21 protein-coding genes are annotated in these 17,149 nt (G+C 69.3%); 9 read left to right on the plus strand and 12 right to left on the minus strand.

Features of this window, described 5'->3' with window-relative positions; all coding sequences use genetic code 11:
* The first annotated feature begins 11 nt into the window (after positions 1-11).
* The 4 genes from CD928_RS14915 (at position 12) to CD928_RS14930 (ending at position 2,786) form a co-directional block, all read left to right on the plus strand.
* A complete protein-coding gene (locus CD928_RS14915; protein WP_095387863.1) occupies positions 12-470 on the plus strand; it encodes a thioesterase family protein in 459 nt (152 codons plus the stop codon).
* 247 nt (positions 471-717) lie between these two features.
* Positions 718-1,182: a hypothetical protein gene (locus CD928_RS14920; RefSeq protein WP_255247181.1), complete on the plus strand. Its 465-nt coding sequence runs from the start codon at positions 718-720 to the stop codon at positions 1,180-1,182.
* 35 nt (positions 1,183-1,217) lie between these two features.
* On the plus strand, positions 1,218-2,162 hold the full coding sequence (gene ribD, locus CD928_RS14925) for a bifunctional diaminohydroxyphosphoribosylaminopyrimidine deaminase/5-amino-6-(5-phosphoribosylamino)uracil reductase RibD (RefSeq protein ID WP_095388082.1): 945 nt from the start codon (positions 1,218-1,220) through the stop codon (positions 2,160-2,162).
* Between the two features lie 6 nt (positions 2,163-2,168).
* Positions 2,169-2,786, plus strand: coding sequence for a riboflavin synthase (locus CD928_RS14930; protein WP_095387865.1), 618 nt, complete (start codon positions 2,169-2,171; stop codon positions 2,784-2,786).
* 32 nt (positions 2,787-2,818) lie between these two features.
* Here the strand turns inward: CD928_RS14930 and CD928_RS14935 are convergent, their stop codons facing one another.
* The 6 genes from CD928_RS14935 to CD928_RS14960 are packed head-to-tail and all read right to left on the minus strand — an operon-like array spanning position 2,819 to position 7,615.
* A complete protein-coding gene (locus tag CD928_RS14935; RefSeq protein ID WP_095387866.1) occupies positions 2,819-3,289 on the minus strand; it encodes an MmcB family DNA repair protein in 471 nt (156 codons plus the stop codon).
* 11 nt (positions 3,290-3,300) lie between these two features.
* The gene (gene ssb, locus CD928_RS14940) at positions 3,301-3,840 is read right to left on the minus strand and encodes a single-stranded DNA-binding protein (protein WP_095387867.1); all 540 of its coding nucleotides are present in this window, start codon (positions 3,838-3,840) and stop codon (positions 3,301-3,303) included.
* A gap of 31 nt (positions 3,841-3,871) precedes the next feature.
* Entirely contained in the window at positions 3,872-5,743 is a 1,872-nt protein-coding gene (locus tag CD928_RS14945; RefSeq protein ID WP_095387868.1) for a ferrous iron transporter B, read from the minus strand.
* Positions 5,740-5,994, minus strand: coding sequence for a FeoA family protein (locus CD928_RS14950; RefSeq protein WP_095387869.1), 255 nt, complete (start codon positions 5,992-5,994; stop codon positions 5,740-5,742). Before CD928_RS14950 ends, CD928_RS14945 begins: the two co-directional genes overlap by 4 nt.
* Before the next feature lie 41 nt (positions 5,995-6,035).
* Positions 6,036-6,701, minus strand: coding sequence for a COQ9 family protein (locus CD928_RS14955; RefSeq protein WP_095387870.1), 666 nt, complete (start codon positions 6,699-6,701; stop codon positions 6,036-6,038).
* A 5-nt stretch (positions 6,702-6,706) separates the two neighbouring features.
* Positions 6,707-7,615 carry a DMT family transporter gene (locus CD928_RS14960; protein ID WP_255247182.1) on the minus strand — a complete coding sequence of 303 codons (909 nt, stop codon included), beginning with the start codon at positions 7,613-7,615 and terminating at the stop codon, positions 6,707-6,709.
* 113 nt (positions 7,616-7,728) lie between these two features.
* Between CD928_RS14960 and CD928_RS14965 the strand changes: the two genes are divergently transcribed.
* Positions 7,729-8,814: an alkene reductase gene (locus CD928_RS14965; RefSeq protein WP_095387871.1), complete on the plus strand. Its 1,086-nt coding sequence runs from the start codon at positions 7,729-7,731 to the stop codon at positions 8,812-8,814.
* Positions 8,815-8,912: 98 nt separating this feature from the next.
* On the opposite strand, the gene CD928_RS14970 is transcribed toward CD928_RS14965, so the two are convergent.
* Genes CD928_RS14970 through CD928_RS14985 form a run of 4 tightly spaced genes read right to left on the minus strand, consistent with a single transcriptional unit; the run spans position 8,913 to position 11,914 of the window.
* Positions 8,913-9,542 (minus strand): hypothetical protein, encoded by a 630-nt coding sequence (locus tag CD928_RS14970; protein WP_095387872.1) that lies wholly within the window; start codon positions 9,540-9,542, stop codon positions 8,913-8,915.
* A complete protein-coding gene (gene ribH, locus CD928_RS14975; protein ID WP_095387873.1) occupies positions 9,535-9,960 on the minus strand; it encodes a 6,7-dimethyl-8-ribityllumazine synthase in 426 nt (141 codons plus the stop codon). Before ribH ends, CD928_RS14970 begins: the two co-directional genes overlap by 8 nt.
* A complete protein-coding gene (gene ribB, locus CD928_RS14980; RefSeq protein ID WP_095387874.1) occupies positions 9,960-11,234 on the minus strand; it encodes a 3,4-dihydroxy-2-butanone-4-phosphate synthase in 1,275 nt (424 codons plus the stop codon). The genes ribH and ribB overlap by 1 nt, the downstream gene beginning before the upstream one ends.
* Before the next feature lie 56 nt (positions 11,235-11,290).
* Positions 11,291-11,914 carry an ankyrin repeat domain-containing protein gene (locus CD928_RS14985; protein ID WP_095387875.1) on the minus strand — a complete coding sequence of 208 codons (624 nt, stop codon included), beginning with the start codon at positions 11,912-11,914 and terminating at the stop codon, positions 11,291-11,293.
* A gap of 83 nt (positions 11,915-11,997) precedes the next feature.
* On the opposite strand from CD928_RS14985, the gene CD928_RS14990 reads away from it, so the two are divergent.
* From CD928_RS14990 to CD928_RS15000, 3 genes are read left to right on the plus strand one after another with little or no spacing between them, the layout of a single operon-like run.
* A complete protein-coding gene (locus tag CD928_RS14990) occupies positions 11,998-12,642 on the plus strand; it encodes an SCO family protein (RefSeq protein WP_095387876.1) in 645 nt (214 codons plus the stop codon).
* Entirely contained in the window at positions 12,630-13,076 is a 447-nt protein-coding gene (locus tag CD928_RS14995) for a YcgN family cysteine cluster protein (protein WP_095387877.1), read from the plus strand. The genes CD928_RS14990 and CD928_RS14995 overlap by 13 nt, the downstream gene beginning before the upstream one ends.
* A complete protein-coding gene (locus CD928_RS15000; protein WP_095387878.1) occupies positions 13,030-13,794 on the plus strand; it encodes a M48 family metallopeptidase in 765 nt (254 codons plus the stop codon). The genes CD928_RS14995 and CD928_RS15000 overlap by 47 nt, the downstream gene beginning before the upstream one ends.
* On the opposite strand, the gene CD928_RS15005 is transcribed toward CD928_RS15000, so the two are convergent.
* Both CD928_RS15005 and msrB read right to left on the minus strand, forming a co-directional pair.
* Positions 13,791-15,887 (minus strand): PBP1A family penicillin-binding protein, encoded by a 2,097-nt coding sequence (locus tag CD928_RS15005; protein WP_255247183.1) that lies wholly within the window; start codon positions 15,885-15,887, stop codon positions 13,791-13,793. The genes CD928_RS15000 and CD928_RS15005 overlap by 4 nt on opposite strands.
* A 170-nt stretch (positions 15,888-16,057) precedes the next feature.
* Complete coding sequence (gene msrB / locus CD928_RS15010; protein WP_095387880.1) at positions 16,058-16,465, minus strand: peptide-methionine (R)-S-oxide reductase MsrB; 408 nt, start codon at positions 16,463-16,465, stop codon at positions 16,058-16,060.
* 163 nt (positions 16,466-16,628) lie between these two features.
* Here msrB and CD928_RS15015 point away from each other — a divergent pair, with 163 nt between their 5' ends.
* Positions 16,629-17,144: a DUF4402 domain-containing protein gene (locus tag CD928_RS15015; RefSeq protein ID WP_095388084.1), complete on the plus strand. Its 516-nt coding sequence runs from the start codon at positions 16,629-16,631 to the stop codon at positions 17,142-17,144.
* Positions 17,145-17,149 lie beyond the last annotated feature (5 nt).

Raw genomic sequence — 17,149 nt, forward strand, 5'->3', positions numbered from 1 at the left:
GGCCGGGGCCGATGAGCCACCGCAGCGAGGTGCCGCTGGCCGATTTCCGTGTACAGGAGCGCGTGCGCGTGCGCTACAACGAGATCGACGGTCAGAATATCGTCTTCAACGGCCATTATCTCGTCTACGCCGACATCGGGGTCACCGAATATTTCCGCGCGCTCGGCGAGGGGCAGCCGGGTGCCTATTTTCACCAATATGGTACAGATATTCGCGAAACGCATTGCGAGATCGATTATCACGCGCCCGCGCGGCTCGACGAGCTGATCACGATCGCGGCGCGAATCAGCCGCTTCGAACGGACGAGCTTCACGCTTCATTGCGGGATTTTCCGCGATTCGGAGCGGCTTACCGATATCGAGATCAGCTATGCGCACATCGACAGTGATGGCGGACAGCCGACGCCGCTACCGGGCAGCTTCATCGCCGAAGTGCGGCGATTCGAAACGCGAACCCCCGCGCAGGACTGATTCGGCCAACCGAATCGACCCTCTCTACCAAAAAGGTCGAAAAAAAGGGCCGCCCAAGGGCGGCCCGTAAAAGTTTTGGGAGAGGATGCCTAAAAGGCAAGTGTGATATTGCACTGCACAATGAATTTCGCAACTGCGAAATGGGCATCCGTGATTGCATTTTTTGCAATTCATGATCGGAAGAAGCCGCGCCGGCGCAATCTTCACACCCCTCGCAAAATGGCGCGACATCGCCTAAATTGACGCCATGGGAATGTTCAACAATTGGGATGTCACCGGAGGCGTCTCCGACTTCTGGGACTATATCCGCGAACCGCGCCCGCACCGCTGGACGAGCTGGGGGGTCGCGATCGCCTTTGCGATCCTGCTTTTCTGGGGCTTCGGCAAATATCTGATCCCTTATGAAAAGCCCCAGCCGCAGATCATCTATTTCGAGAATTGGTCGGCGAATCGCAGCGAGGCCGATGTTCGTGCCGACTGGATCGCGCGCGCGAAGGAGACGACGCGCGAAAATGCCAAGCGCCGCGCCGAGTTTCAGAAGCTCGCCGACATGATGGGGGTCGACTATGATTCGACCGAGGCCGACAAGGTGACGCGCGAGACGCTCGGCAAGGAGGCCGATACGCTCACCAAGGACACGAAGCCCGCGCCGCCCAGGCGGTCGACGCTCGCCGAGCGCGCGGCACGCGGCCCCGCGCCGGCGCCGCAATAACAGCCCTGATGCCGCACCCGCCCGCCGCCGACTGGATGGCCGCTGCCGTCGCGCTCGCGGAGCGGGGGCGCGGGCGGACGGCGCCCAACCCCAATGTCGGCTGCCTCCTGGTTCGCGGCGGGCGCGTTGTCGGCCGCGGCTGGACCCAGCCGGGCGGCCGGCCGCACGCCGAGGCGATGGCGCTCGCGGTAGCGGGAGAGGCCGCGCGCGGCGCGACCGCCTATGTCACGCTCGAACCCTGCGCGCATGACAGTCCGCGCGGCCCCTGCTGCTCTGATTCGCTGATCGAGGCCGGCGTCGCGCAAGTGATCGTCGCGCTGCGGGACCCCGATCCGCGCACCGACGGGCGCGGCATCACGCGGCTGCGCGAAGCGGGCATCGCGGTCGAGACCGGGTTGCTTGCTGACGCGGCGTGCGATGCGATGGCGCCCTGGTGGACGCGGCGGACGCGGGGGCGCCCCTTCGTCACCCTCAAGCTCGCGACCTCGCTCGACGGCCGCATCGCGCTCGCCGACGGGTCGAGCCGCTGGATCACCGGCGACCGCGCCCGCGCGCATGCGCACCTCGAACGCGCGCGGCACGAGGCGATCCTCGTCGGGCGCGGCACGCTGGAGGCCGATGCGCCCCGCCTCGACGTGCGGCTGCCGGGCCTCGAAGACCGCGGACCGCTGCGCTTCCTCCTGACGCGCGGCGACGCGCCCGAAGGCTGGACCGTGGCGGCATCGCCCGAATCGGTCGAAAGCGTCGATTCGCTGCTCGTCGAGGGCGGCGCGGGGGCGGCGGCGGCCTTTCTCGCCGCCGACCGCGTCGACCGGCTGCTCCTCTATCGCGCGCCGATCCTGGTCGGCGGCGGCCGCGCCGCGATCGGCGATATCGGTCTGGCCGATCTTTCCGACGCCCACGGCCGCTGGCGGCTCGCCGACAGCCGCCTGCTTGGCAGCGACCGGCTCGACGTCTACGAGCGGACCCGAAGGGAATAAGCATCCATGTTCACCGGCATCATCAGCGACATCGGCACCATCCGCGTGCGCGAGGATCGGGGCGACATGCGCCTCGTCATCGGCACCGTCTTCGACAGCGACACGATCGACCTCGGCGCGTCGATCGCCTGTTCGGGTGCCTGCCTGACCGTCGTCGACAAGGGCCGCGATGGCGAGGGCGACTGGTTCGCGGTCGATGTCAGTGCCGAAACCGTCACCCGCACCGCGCCCGGCATGTGGGACGCGGGGCGCCGCCTCAACCTCGAACGCGCGCTCAAGGTCGGCGACGAGCTTGGGGGGCATATCGTCACCGGCCACGTCGACGGCGTCGGCACGGTGGTCTCGTCGACCGCGGTCGGCGACAGCTGGACGCTCGTCATCGCCGCGCCCGCGGCGCTCGCGGCGAGCATCGCGCCCAAGGGATCGATCTCGGTCGACGGCGTGTCGCTGACGGTCAACACGGTCGAGGACCAGGCCGACGGCGCGGCCCATTTCGCGCTCAACATCATTCCGCACACGCGCGCGATGACCACCCTCGACGAGGCCGCGACCTGGCGGCCGGTCAATCTCGAGATCGACGTGCTCGCGCGCTATCTGGCGCGAATGCAGGCGCGCGGCGCATAGAAGGTCGGCCCTGCTAAGGCAGGGGCGACCGCTTATCCTTCCACCCACCCCGCCGCCAGTTCGGGGTCCGCCGCCACCATCGAGCGGCGCATCGCGAGGCGGCCGATGCGCAGAAGCTCGGCCTTGCGGCGCGCGGGGGCGAGGTGGCAGCTTGCCGCCTCGCGCACCACCGCGGCGCCATAGCGGTCGGCGACGATCAGGCCCGAGGTTTCGGGACGATAATCGGGGGTTTCGAGAATCGCGGGGTCGAGCCCCGCCGCGAGCGCCCAGTAGAAACGGTCGCACCAGTCGCAATAGTCGGGCCATTTGCCGTCGCCGTGCAGGTCGGCGCGGCTGACCTTGATCTCGACGATGGTGATGTTGCCCTTGGCGTCGATCGCGGTGAGGTCGGTGCGCCGCCCATTGGGCAGCGGCACCTCTGGGATCGCGACGAGCCCCGCCTGCGCGAACAGCCGGCAGACGCCGCGCGCGACGTCGGCGGCGGTCAGCAGGTCACTCGCCATGAATCAGAACCTCAGAATGGGACGTCGTCGTCCAGATCGTCGTCGAAGGGCGGACGGCTGCCGCCACCCGAGCCACCGCCGCCCTGGTTCCAGCCGCCGCCCGAGCTTCCGCCCGAACCGCCGCCCTGATCCCAGCCGCCGCTCGATCCGCCGCCCTGGTTCCAGCTGTCGCCGCCACCGCGCGACCCGCCGCCGCCGGGCGCGCCGTCGAGCATGGTCAGCGTGCCGCCCATGCCCGCGATCACCACCTCGGTCGTGTAGCGGTCGTTGCCGTCGCGATCCTGCCATTTGCGGGTGCGCAAGCTGCCTTCGATATAGACCTTGCTGCCTTTTTTCAGATAGCGCTCGACGACCCCGACCAGCCCTTCGCCGTTGATCACGACATTATGCCATTCGGTGCGCTCCTTGCGCTCACCGGTCATCCGGTCCTTCCAGTTTTCGGAGGTCGCGATGCGGATATTGGCGATCTTGCCGCCGTTCTGGAACGACTTGATTTCGGGATCGGCGCCCAGATTGCCGATGAGAATAACCTTGTTGACGCTGCCAGCCATCGCCGCTCCGCTCCGCTCGAGTGTTGGAGGATCAGCCGAGTCCGAAGGCGACGGCCGTCCAGTAAGTGATACCAGCAGCGGCATAGGCGAGCAGGAACAAATAGCCAACCATGAACATTGGCCATTTCCACCCGTTGGTCTCGCGCCGGGTGATCGCGATGGTTGAAATGCACTGCGGCGCGAAGACGAACCAGGCGAGGAAGGCGAGGGCGGTGGCGATGCTCCAGCGGCCCTGGAGGCGCTCGCTCAAGGACTGGGCGACCGCATCCTCGTCGTCGCCGGCGTCGATCGCATTCGCGGTGGCGAGCGCCGACACCGCGACCTCGCGCGCCGCCATCGCCGGGATCAGCGCGAGCGCGATGTCGTGGTTGAAGCCGATCGGCCGCACGACGGTCTCCAGCCCGCTCGCGATGCGGCCGGCGACGCTGTAATCGACCTGGCGCAGCTCGCTGTCGGCGGGCGCCTTCGGAAAGCTCAGCAGCAGCCAGAGCACCACCGTCGTCATCGCGATGATCGTGCCGGCGCGGCGCAGGAAGATCCACGCGCGCTGCCACAGGCTGATCGCGATGTCGCGCAGCCGCGGCCATTGATAGCGCGGCATCTCCATCATGAAGCCCGCGGCATTGCCCTTGGTCACCGAGCGGCGCAGCACGAACGCGACGACGAGCGCGCCGACGATGCCCGCGACATAGAGTCCGAAAAGGACGAGCCCCTGCAGGCCGACCGGCGATCCGCCGACGGCGCGCGCGGGAATGAAGGCGCCGATGATCAGCGTATAGACGGGCAATCGCGCCGAACAGGTCATCAGCGGCGCGATGAGGATGGTCGTCAGCCGGTCCTTGGCGTCGGGAATCGCGCGCGTCGCCATGATGCCGGGCACCGCGCAGGCGAAGCTCGACAAGAGCGGAATGAAGCCGCGCCCCGACAGGCCGACCTTCGCCATCAGCCCGTCCATCAGAAAGGCGGCGCGGGTCATGTAGCCCGACGCCTCGAGCAGCAGGATGAAGAGGAAGAGGATCAATATCTGCGGCAGGAAGACGACGACCGCGCCGACGCCCGCGAGCAGCCCCTCGACGATCAGGCCGCGCACGAAGCCGTCGGGCAGCGCGCTCGCCGCCGCCTCCTGCAGCGCGGCGATGCCGCCCTCGATCCAGCCGATCGGCGCCTCCGACCAGGCATAGACCGCCTGGAACATCACGAACATCAGCGCGAGCAGGATCAGGAAGCCGGCGACGGGGTGGAGCACCACCGCATCGACCCGCTGGGTCCAGCGGCGCACCGGCGTTTCGGAAATCGTCCCCGCGCGCGCGATCGCGCGCGCGCGCTGGTGCAGCGCGACGTCGGTCGGCGGCGGCGCCGGAATCGCGTCGGCCTGCGTCTGGTGCGACAGGATCGCGCCGTCCACCGCGGCGAGCAGCTCGGCGAGCCCGCGCTTGCGCACCGCGACGGTCGGGACGACCGGCACGCCCAGCTCCATCGCCAGCCGCTCGGGATCGAGCGCCAGCCCGTCGCGTTCCGCAAGGTCGAGCATGTTGAGCGCGACGACGGTCGGCAGGCCGAGCGCGATCAGTTCGAGCGCGAAGCAGAGATGATTGTCGAGATTGGCGGCGTCGACGACGACGACGAGCGCATCGGGGCGCCGCTCACCTGCCTGCCGCCCGAGCACGACGTCGCGCGTCACCGCCTCGTCGGGGCTCGCGGGGGTCAGGCTGTAGCTGCCGGGAAGGTCGATCAGCGCCAGCGGTCGCCCGTCGGCGAAGCTCGCGTGCCCCGCTTTCCGTTCGACGGTGACGCCCGGATAGTTGGCGATCTTTTGCCGCGCGCCGGTCAGCGCGTTGAACAGGCTCGATTTGCCGGCGTTGGGGTTGCCGGCGAGCGCGATGGTGGGGACGGCGCCGGTCATGCTGCTGCCGCGGGCTCGACCTCGATCGCGGCAGCCTGACGGCCGCGGATGATCACCTGCATGCGCCCGATGCCGAGTGCGAGCGGTTCGCGCGAGAAGAGGCTGCCGCGATGGAGCGGCTTGACCTCGACCCCTTCCATCAGCCCGAATTCGCGCAGCCGTCGCCCCTCGTCGTGCGAGAGGATATCCCAATCGATGCGGGCGATGCGCACGGCGGTGCCGAGCGGGGCGGAATCGAGCTTCGCGGTCATTTGCGAGCGATTATCAATAACAGCTGACGAGCGCCAGTCCTTTATCGCCCCGGATAGCGCAGCCGGCCGACGAAGCGCGCGAGGCTCGGGCGTTCGATGCGGCGCGCGGCGCGGCGGTGCTTCCAGCCCTCGAAGCGCATCACCGCGTCGATCCGGCGCGTGAGGAAGGCGCGCGTGTCGGCGAAATCCTCGCTCTCGTCACCCAGGAACACCGCCATCGTCGAGGCGTAGACGGCGCCGAGGATCGCGCGCTTGCTGTAATGATTATAGTCGGTCGCCGTGTCGCCCGCGAGCCGCCACATGGCGTCGGCGGCGCGCCAGCCGAGCCTGGCGGCATGCGGCGCATGGGTCGGCAGCGCGAGCAGCGCCAGCGCGCGGCGCAGCGATTCGCGGCGGTTCGCGAGGCTGTCGAGCCGCGTCTCGACGAGCGTCGTGATCCGCTCGCGGATTTTCAAAGTCGCGAGCCGCTCGGCGGGCCATTTTGCCGCCATGTCGGCATCGATGCCGGCGAACCAGGCGTCGACCATGTCGCACCCGCCGCCGGGAAAGGCGAGGCGCGCGACGTCGGGATCGACCCCGACGCGCCGCGCCGCATCGGCGAGCGCGGCGTCGCCGAAGCCGTCGAAGGCGGCGTTTTCGGCGATCAGCGGCGCGAGCGCGGCGCGAATCTCGTCGAGCGTCGGGTCGGCGGGCAGGATCGAGGCCATGCGAATCAGATAGGCGCCGCGCGGCGGTTCGGCAACCGGATCAGCACAAGCGCCGCGCCGACCATCAGCCCGCCGATCACGTCGATCGCGGTCAGCCGCTCGCCGAACATCAGCCAGCCGGCGAGCGCCGCGATCGCGGGCTGGACGAGCAGGGTCAGCCCGATGACGAGCGGCGAGAAGCGTGGCAGCGCCCAGATCAGCAGCCCCTGGCCGACGACCTGGCTCGACAGCGCGAGCACGATCAGCGGGGTCCAGTTCTGCGGCACGACGATCTCGCCGAGCGCGAGCGCCGAGCCGAGCAGGATCGGCAGCGTCGCCGCCGAGGCGAGGCCGAGCGTCGTCCACGCCGCCAACTCGCCGCGCACCCGCTGCATCAGGATGACGTAGAAGGTATAGAAAACCCCCGCCAGCAGGCTCAAGAGATCGCCGGCGAGATAAGCGGGAGCGAGTTCGTAGCTCTGCCCCATCAGCAGCGCCGAGCCCGCGAAAGCGAGAAGCACCGCGAACGCTTGCCACCCGCGCGGCAGGGTGCGGGCGAGGAAGATGCCCCACATGACGAGCAGCAGGCTGGCGCAATTGCCGAACAGGGTCGCGTTGGCGACCTTGGTCCGCAAGATGCCGAGGTGCCACGCGGCGAGGTCGAGCGCGAAGAAGATGCCGGCCGCCATCGCGATGCCGATCGCGGCGCGCGGCGGCATCCGCCCGCCGGTCTCGCGCCACGCGAGCAGCGCGAGGAAGGGCAGGGCGATCGCCATCCGCCAGAAGCCCGAGGCGACCGGGCCGGTGTCGGCGAGCCGCACGAGAAGCGCGCCCACCGACAGCACGATATTGCCGCCGAGCAGCGCGGCGAAGGCCCAGCGGCCGCGATTCGTCGCTGCTTCCATGCCGCCCGTGCCGTCGTTCTTCGCTGTCATATAGATTTTCTTTTGCTACCCACTGTTGTCTTGGGCGCCGCGCGTCCATAGCTCGTGTGGCCCATAGCGGCGGTCCACCAAGGCGTCGCGGGAAATGTTATGCGGAGGACTTCATGACCATATCGCTTCTCGATCCGATCACGCTGGGCGCCATCGAAGCGCCGAACCGCATTATCATGGCGCCGCTCACGCGCGGGCGCGCCGGGCCGGGCTTCGTGCCGAACGAGCTGGCGCGCGACTATTACCGCCAGCGCGCCTCGGCGGGGCTGATCATCTCCGAAGCGACGGGCATCTCGCAGGAAGGGCTCGGCTGGCCCTCGGCGCCGGGCCTGTGGACCGACGCGCAGGTCGAAGGCTGGAAGCCGGTGACCGACGCGGTGCACGAGGCGGGCGGGCGCATCGTCGCGCAGCTCTGGCACATGGGCCGTCTGGTCCATTCGGTGTTCAACGACGGCAAGCCGCCCGTCTCGGCGTCGGCGACGCAGGGCGAGGGCCGCGCGCATACGCCGGTCGGGCGCCGCGACCTCGAAGTGGCGCGTCCGCTCGAGCTCAAAGAGATTCCGCGCCTGATCGCCGATTATGTCCTTGCCGCCGAAAATGCGAAGCGCGCCGGTTTCGACGGCGTCCAGCTCCACGCCGCCAACGGCTATCTGATCGACCAGTTCCTGCGCGACAACAGCAATTTGCGCGACGACGACTATGGCGGCCCGGTCGAGAACCGCATCCGCCTGCTGCGCGAGGTGACCGAGGCGCTGGTCGGCGTGTGGGGCAGGGATCGCGTCGCGGTGCGCCTGTCGCCCAACGGCAATTCGCAGGGCGTCGACGACAGCGCGCCCGAAAAACTCTTCCCGGCGGCCGCGGCGGCGCTCGACGCGCTCGGCATCGCTTTCCTCGAGCTGCGCGAACCCGGTCCCGACGGCACGTTCGGGAAAACGGATGTGCCGAAGCAGTCGCCCGCGATCCGGGCCGCCTTCAAGGGCCCCCTGATCCTCAACAGCGACTATGGCGTGGCGCAGGCGGAGGCCGATCTGGCGGGCGGCGTCGCCGATGCGATCAGCTTCGGCCGCCCCTTCATCGGCAACCCCGATCTGGTCGAGCGCATCCGCGCCGGCGCCGAGTGGTCGGCAGACAATCCGCAGACCTGGTATTCGCCGGGCCCCGAAGGCTACACCGACTATCCGGCGCTGGTCGCGGCGTAACGATCCCCGTCGCCCCTGCCCGTGCAGGGGCGACGACAGGGGATAGACTCTGCCCTGGTCAAGTCGATCCGTTGGATTCCGCCTAAGCAGGACAGACTCTAATCGCGCGCCGCGATCGCCTTGTCGATGATCCGCGCTCCGGCCGGCCCGACTATCTGCCCGCCGAAGCGAACGAGCAGGAAGCCGCCGACGAACAGCAGCGGCAGCGCGACGAAGGCGGCGACGATCGCCGCGATCACCAGCCCGAAGAAAAGCGCCAGAAAGCCGCCGGTCAGCTCGGCCTGGCCGCTGGGGCCGAGCGTGATCGTGCGCGGTCCCTTGGCGTCCCACCATTTGCCGGTCGTGAAGGTCTTGCGGTTCCCCGCCGGCGGTTGAGGCTGCGGCCGCCGGGCGATACGCGCCGGCGCTGCGGCGGGAGCGCTGCGGTTCCGATCCGGCGCGAGTTGCTTACGGCTCATCGCCGCGGCAGTGGCCGCCATGGCAGGGTTTGCGGGCCGTACCGGTGCCTCGATCACCAGCTCGACGACCTCGGGGGTCAGGTCTGCGGCCGCTTCCTCGGGCGATCGCCGCGCCGCAGGACGGGCGGATTGGTTTCCCACGCGCCGGTCATGCTCGGCCATGCGCTCGGCAGCGCTTGGCGGGCTGCGGCCGGTCTCGCGATCGATGACCACCAGCCGCCCGCCGCGTTCGACGACGGAATAGCGGCCGGGGGGCGGTCGATCAGCCAATGCCGAATTGTTCCTTCAGAGCCAGCATCGCGAGCGCGGCCTTCGCCGCCTCGCCGCCCTTGTCCTTGCGCGTCTTGTCGGCGCGCGCAAGCGCTTGCTCTTCATTCTCGACCGTGAGGATGCCGTTGCCGATCGCCAGCCCGTCGAGGGTCAGCGCCATGATCCCGCGCGCGCTTTCGTTCGAGACGACCTCGAAATGATAGGTCTCGCCGCGGATCACCACCCCGAGCGCGACATAGGCGTCGTAGCGCCCGCTGTCGGCGCCGAGCGAGATCGCCGCAGGAACCTCGAGCGCGCCGGGCACCGTCACCGTCTCGTGGCTGTGTCCTTCGGCCTCAAGCGCGCTGCGCACGCCGTCGAGCAGCATGTCGTTCAAATGGGCGTAGAAGCGCGCCTCGACGATCAGGACATGCGCCATTACGCGGCCTCCCCCGGGATCGAGCGTTCGCCGACGACCGAAAGGCCATAGCCTTCGAGGCCGACGAGATTGTTGTGCGACGGCGTGAGCAATTCCATCGCATGCACGCCGAGGTCGGCGAGAATCTGGGCGCCGATGCCATAGGTGCGAAGGTCCATGCCCTCGGCCGGCGGCGCTTCCTCGGTCTCGGCCGAACCCGGCAGCGGGCGCATCAGCAGCACGATCACGCCCGATCCGGCGGTGCCGATCGCTTCCATCGAGCGCTGCAGGCGGCGCTTCTTGGGTCCCGGTCGCCCCATGATATCGTCGAACAGCGACACCTTGTGCATGCGGACCAGCGTCGTCCCGTCAGGGTCGACCTGCCCCTTCTGCAGCACCAGATTGACGCTGCCGTCGGTCTTGTTGCGATAGGATTTCAAACGCCAGTCGCCGCCATAGTCCGATTCGAACGGTTCGTCGGAGACGCATTCGACGAGCCGGTCGGTGCGGCTGCGATAGGCGATCAGGTCGGCGATCGTGCCGATCTTCAGCCCATGGCGCCGCGCGAAGGGGATGAGGTCGTCGAGCCGCGCCATCGACCCGTCGTCGTTCATCACCTCGCAGATCACGCCCGAGGGATTGAGCCCGGCGAGGCGGCTGATGTCGACCGCCGCCTCGGTGTGGCCGGCGCGGACGAGGACGCCGCCGTCGCGCGCGATCAGCGGAAAGACGTGACCCGGCGTGACGATGTCGTCGCGGCCCTTCGCGGCGTCGATCGCGACCGAGACGGTGCGCGCGCGGTCGGCGGCCGAGATGCCGGTATCGATGCCCTCGCGCGCCTCGATCGAGGTGGTGAAGGCGGTGCCGTGGCGCGAGCGGTTGTTGCGCGTCATCAGTTCGAGCCCGAGCTGCTCGACGCGTTCGCGCGTCAGCGTCAGGCAGATCAGCCCGCGGCCGTGGGTCGCCATGAAGTTGATCGCGTCGGGGGTCGCCATCTGCGCCGGAATGATCAGATCGCCCTCATTCTCGCGGTCCTCGTCGTCGACGAGGATGAACATGCGGCCGTTGCGCGCCTCGGCGATGATTTCCTCAGGGCTGGCCATCGGCGACAGGTCGCTGCCGTGCGCGAGCCAGTTCTCGAGCTTGCGCAGCGTGTCGGCGGTGGGGTTCCAGCCCTCCGAATCGAGGTCGCGAAGGCTGTTGGCGTGGAGGCCTGCGGCGCGCGCCAGACCCGAACGGGACATGGTGCCGTCGTCGACGATGCCGCGGATGCGGTCGATGAGTTGCGTAGACATGCAGTCCCAATTTCACATCATAATGTGATTGTCAATTCAGGAATCACATTGCGAGATCAATTGGGGCCGAATACCGCGCCCGAATCGCGCGGGGCCGCGTCGGCCTTGGCGTCGAGCAGTTCGAGCATCTGTCCGCTGCGGTCGTCGCGTTTCGCATAGTCGCGCGCCGACATGCCCGCGATATGATCGGCCTTGTCGGGGCTGGCGCCGCGCCGCACGAGCAGGCGCACCATCGACGCGTTGCGCGCCTGCACCGCCAGGATCAGCGCGGTTTCGCCGCGCCGGTTGGTCTGGTCGATCGGCGCCTTGCGGTCGAGCAGCTCGTTGGCGCCCTCGGGAAAGCCGATCAGCGCCGCGTGCATCAGCGGGGTCGTCCCCTGGCGGTCGGCGATCGAGGGGTCGGCGCCCTTGCCGAGCAGGAATTTCAGCCAGGTGAGGTCGCGGCGCTTGACGACGATCGCCAGCGCGGTCTCGCCATTGTCGGGGCTGCGCGTGTTGACGATCCGCGCATCATTGTCGCTCAGCAGCTTGGTCACCTTGTCGCCGTCGCGGCTCTCGACCGCCTGCAGGAAGTTGTAGGTGTCGCTGAACTGCGCCGCCGCGGGCGCCGCGATGAAGGCGCCGGCGACGCCGGCGAGCAGGAACAGCGAAGCGAAAGCGGATTTCGCGCGACGAGTCATAAGAGCGACCTCGGGTCATAGAGCGTCGCGGCGTGCGACGACAAAGGTTGATTTTCGGCGCCTACCCCCGCAAGGCTGGACCGATGATGAATATCGCAATTATGGGCCAAAAGCTGCTTCGCGCAAGCCTGCTCCTCGCTTTCGGCGCCGCGCTCGCGGGTTGCGACGGCGCGTCGCCCGCGCCCGCCGCGCGCCCGCCGCTCGAAGGCGCGCGGATCGGCGGACCCTTCACTCTCACCGACCAGAACGGCCGCACCGTCCGCGACAGCGATTTCGCGGGCCAATATCGCCTCCTCTACTTCGGCTACAGCTTCTGCCCCGACATCTGTCCGGTCGACCTGCAAAAGCTGATGCGCGGGCTCGCCCAGTTCGAGAAGGCGGCACCGGCACTCGGCGCGAAGGTGCAGCCGCTGTTCGTCACCATCGACCCCGCGCGCGACACGCCGGAGGCGATGGGGGCCTTCGTCAGCCGCTACCATCCGCGCCTGCTCGGCCTGACCGGCACGCCCGAACAGATTGCGCAGGTCGCGAAGGAATATGTCGTCGTTTACAACAAGGTCGAGGGGTCGGCGCCCGACCGCTATCTGATGGCGCACACCCAGATCGCCTTTCTGATGGGCCCCGACGGCAAGCCGCTGGCGATGTTGCCGGTCGACGATCCGACGACCGACGCCGACGAGGGCGCGCCCGACAAGGTCGCCGCCGAGCTGGCGAAATGGGTGAAGTAGGCACCGCCCCCCCCTTCTGGGAAGCGCCGCTCGCCAGCCTCGACGCCGGGCAGTGGGAGGCGCTGTGCGACGGCTGCGGCAAATGCTGTCTGCACAAGCTGGAGGATGAGGACACGGGCCGCATCTATCCGACCAACGTCGCGTGCCGCCTGCTCGATCTTTCGACCGCGCGCTGCGGCGATTACAGGCATCGCCGCCGCCATGTTCCCGATTGCCTGACGCTGACCAAGCGCAAGGTCGCCGATATCGAATGGCTGCCGCAAAGCTGCGCCTATCGGCTGCGCGCCGAGGGGCGGCCCCTGCCCGAGTGGCATTATCTGGTCTGCGGCGACCGCGACGCGGTGCACCGCGCGGGCGAATCGATCGTCGGCTGGACGGTGGGCGAGGATGTCGCGGGACCGCTCGAAAACCATCTGGTGGAACGTGTCGTCTGACGCGCGCTTCGCGGCCGACGGCCCGCACATCCGGATCGGCGACGAGGCGTGGCCGGTGCGCCTCGTCCACCATGCGCGCGCGCGCCGCTACCGCCTCGTCTTCGACGCCGCGCGCGCCGAGCTGCGGCTGACGCTGCCGCGCCGCGCGAACAGCGCCAAGGCGCTCCAGTGGGCAGGCGAACAGCAGGACTGGATCGCGGCGCAAGTCGGCAAGGCGGTGGCGCCGGTGATCGTCGGGCCCGGCGCGCGCGTGCCGCTGTTCGGGGCCGAGCGGCGCATCGACTGGGACCCGGCGCGCCCGCGCGCGCTATGCGCGACCGACGACGCGCTGGCCCTCGGCGGCCCGGTCGAGACCGTCGGCCGCCGCGTCGAGCGCTGGCTGAAAGCCGAGGCGCTCGCGCTGATGGAGCGCGAAAGCCGCGAGATCGCGGCGGCGGCCGGGCTGCGCGTCGGGCGCGTCGGCATCGGCGATCCGCGCAGCCGCTGGGGCAGCTGCACCCACGGCGGCGACCTGCGCTACAGCTGGCGGCTGATCATGGCGCCGGACCATGTTCGCCGCGCGACCGTCGCGCACGAGGTCGCGCATCTGCGCCACATGGATCATGGTCCGGCTTTCCACGCGCTGGTCGATTCGCTCCACGACGGCGATGTCGGGGCGGCGCGAGCATGGCTGCGGCGCGAAGGCCGCGGGCTGCATCGCTTTCGTTTTACAGCCTAGTTCCCCTCGCCCGCCGAATCGCGCTGCGGCGTCCGGGCGGGCGGAATGCGGATCACCGGCGGCGCGGGTCTGGCGGGGGTGGCCTGGCTACCCTTGGGCGCCGCGCCGCCGTCGGACGGCGAGCGCCGCCCGGTCTGCTCCTCGATCCATTGCTGGTTGAGCACCGGGCCCTCGTCGGCGGGCGGCGGCGGCGCGACGTCGCCGCCTTCGGGCGGCGGTGCCGCGCCGGGCAGCTCGATCGGCATGCCGTTCTCGTCGACCAGTCCGCCATCCTCGGGCGCGCCGAACATCGCGTCGTCATCCTCCTCGAGCTGCCATTCGGGCAGCTTCACCTCGGTATCGAACGCCTCGACCGGGCGGCGTGCCACCGCGACGCGCATATAATCGGCAAAGGCCTTTGCAGGCGCACGGCCGCCCTGCAGGCCGCCGACCGGCTTCGCATCGTCGCGGCCCATCCAAACGCCCGTCGTCAGCCCGCTCGAAAAGCCGAGGAACCAGCCGTCCTTGTTGCTCGACGTCGTCCCCGTCTTGCCCGCGACCGGGCGGCCGATCTGCGCCGCGCGTCCGGTGCCCGTGTTGACCGCGGTCTGGAGCAGGTCGGTGATGCCCGCCGCGACCCAGCTGTCGACGAGCTGCTGCCCGCCCTCCGGCTTGCGCTGATAGAGCAGGCGGCCGTCGGCGGTCGTCACCTTGGTGATGCCATAGGGCTGCACCGACACGCCCTTGCGCGCGACCGCGGCGAAGGCGGCGGTCATGTCGATCACGCGCACCTCGGCGCTGCCGAGCACCATCGAGGGATGGGTGTTGATCGGCGTCGTGATTCCGAAGCGGCGCGCCATGTTGGCGACCGAGGAAAAGCCGATCTCGCTCCCCAGCTTCGCGGCGATCGTATTGACCGAGTAGGCGAAGGCGGTGCGCAGGCTCATCGGCCCGGCGAAGCGACCCGACGAATTGCGTGGGCTCCAGCCGCCGATCGTCACCGGCTCGTCGACCACCTCGTCGTCGACCTTATAGCCCGCCTCGAGCGCCGCCATATAGACGAACAGCTTCCACGCCGACCCCGGCTGGCGCACCGCCTGCGTCGCGCGGTTGTAGTTCGACGCGACATAGTCGGTGCCGCCGACCATCGCGCGCACCGCGCCGTCGCGGTCGAGCGAGACGAGTGCGCCCTGCACCCCGCGCGGCGCATTGGCCTGCACCGCCGCGGTCGCCGCGCGCTGCATGCCGAGGTCGATGGTCGTATAGACGTCGATCGGCTCATTGCCCTCGTCGATCAGCATGTCGAGCTGGGGCAATGCCCAGTCGGTGAAATAGCGCGCGCTGTTCTGCCCCGTTTCCTGCGCCAGCTCGACGTCGGCGGGCTTGGCCGCGTCGGCCTGCGCCTGGGTGATCACCCCGGCGTCGACCATGACCTTCAGCACGACCCCGGCGCGGCCGAGCGCGGCCTGCGCGTCGGCGGTCGGCGAATAGCGCGACGGCGCCTTGACCAGCCCTGCGATCACCGCGGCTTCCGACAGCGACATGTCGGTCGCGCTATGCCCGAAGAAGCGCCGCGACGCGGCGTCGATGCCATAGCTGCCGCCGCCGAAATAGACCTTGTTCAGATAGAGTTCGAGAATCTCGTCCTTCGAGAATTTCCATTCGAGCGCCATCGCGAGCACCATCTCGCGCAGCTTGCGCGACCAGGTGTAGCTGTTCGACAGAAAGACGTTGCGCGCGAGCTGCTGGGTGATCGTCGAGGCGCCCTGCATCCGCCGCCCGCTGCCGTAATGCTCGACCGCGAACACCCCGGCGCGCGCGAGGCCGACCGGGTCGACGCCGGGATGATAGCGGAAACGCCGGTCCTCGACCGCAACCATCGCGTCCTGCATGACCTGCGGCGTCTCGCGCAGCGTCAGCCAGCGGCCGTAATTGGGGCCGAGCGAGAAGAAGATGGTGCCGTCGGCGGCGTGGATGCGCACCGTCTGCCCGGCGGGCGATTTCTTGAGCTCCTCGAAGCTCGGAATGCGCTGCGCCGCGATGCCGACCGCGACCGCGATCGCCACCAGCGCGACGATCGCGAGGCCCACGCCCCAGCGGAGGATCCGGCGCACCCAGACGCGAAGGCGCGAAGGCTCGGCGCTTCCGGAGCCGCGGCTCTTCTGGCCTCCCGATGACGATTTACCCGACGATGCCTGCTGTCTTTCGCGGCGCAAAGCCTCTGTTCCTTCCCTCGCCGCACCCCTGCCGGCGCGGCCCGTTGACGTCGGCCCCCCGGCGGCGTTCAGCCTTCGCCGGCTTCCGCCTCTTCCTGCCCACGGTCCGCGAAGTCAAGCGCCGCGCTGTTGATGCAATAGCGCAGCCCGGCCGGCCCGGGCCCGTCGGGAAAGACGTGACCCAGATGGCCTTCGCATGCGGCGCAGCGCACTTCGGTGCGCATCATGCCGTGGCTGGTGTCGGTCAATTCGGTCACCGCGGCTTCGCCCGCGGGGGCGGTGTAGCTCGGCCAGCCCGACCCGCTGTCATATTTGGTGCGGCTATCGAACAGCGGCGCGCCGCAGCCGGCGCAGCGATAGATACCGTCGCCCTTATGGTCGGTATATTTGCCGGTGAAGGCGCGTTCGGTGCCGCCTTCGCGCAGCACATGGCGCGCCATCGGGTCGAGGTCGCGGTCGGCTTTGGGATCGGTCATGGCGTGAACTCCTCTGCGCGCGCCCCGATGTCGGCGCGCCGGTCTGCCCGTCATATCGGTCCGCCACCGCCGCCCCGCAAGGGCGGCATGGCCCGGCCGTCGATGCGGCGGGGCCGCTTTACGGCGGATTAACCATGAGGGCGCTAGAAGGGCAGGCGTGAAGATGCGCCCGATCCCTGCCCTGCTGCTTGCCCTCGTCGCGCCGTCCGCGGTATCGGCGCAATGCCTGCTGTGCGCGAAGGATGCCTCTTCGCCCGCCGCGTCCGGCCGCACGGCCGCCATCGAAACCCCGCTCCACGTCGATATCGAAACCCAGCTCGACATGGGCCGCGTCGCGGTTGGCGCGACGGGCGGCACCGTCGAGCTCGATCCCATGTCGGGCGCGCGGCGCCTCAGCGGCGATCTCGTCGATCTCGGCGGCTTCGCGGTCAGCGGCGTGGTGACGGTGCGCGGCGCGCCGGGCGCCGAACTGCGCATCGTCCTGCCCGCGGCGGTCGAGCTTGCGGGAACCGGCGGCCGCAACGCGATGGTCACCGGTCTCGTCACCGATCTTCCGCCCGCACCGCGGCTCGGTCCCGACGGACGGCTTCGCTTCCGCTTCGGCGGCCGCCTGCAGCTCGCCGGGCTCGACGACGGCGATTATCGCGGGCGGATTCCCGTGACGGTCGAATATCAGTGAGGCGC

Origin of the sequence: Sphingopyxis sp. GW247-27LB (assembly GCF_002277025.1) — a bacterium.
In the GTDB taxonomy this organism is placed as follows: domain Bacteria; phylum Pseudomonadota; class Alphaproteobacteria; order Sphingomonadales; family Sphingomonadaceae; genus Sphingopyxis.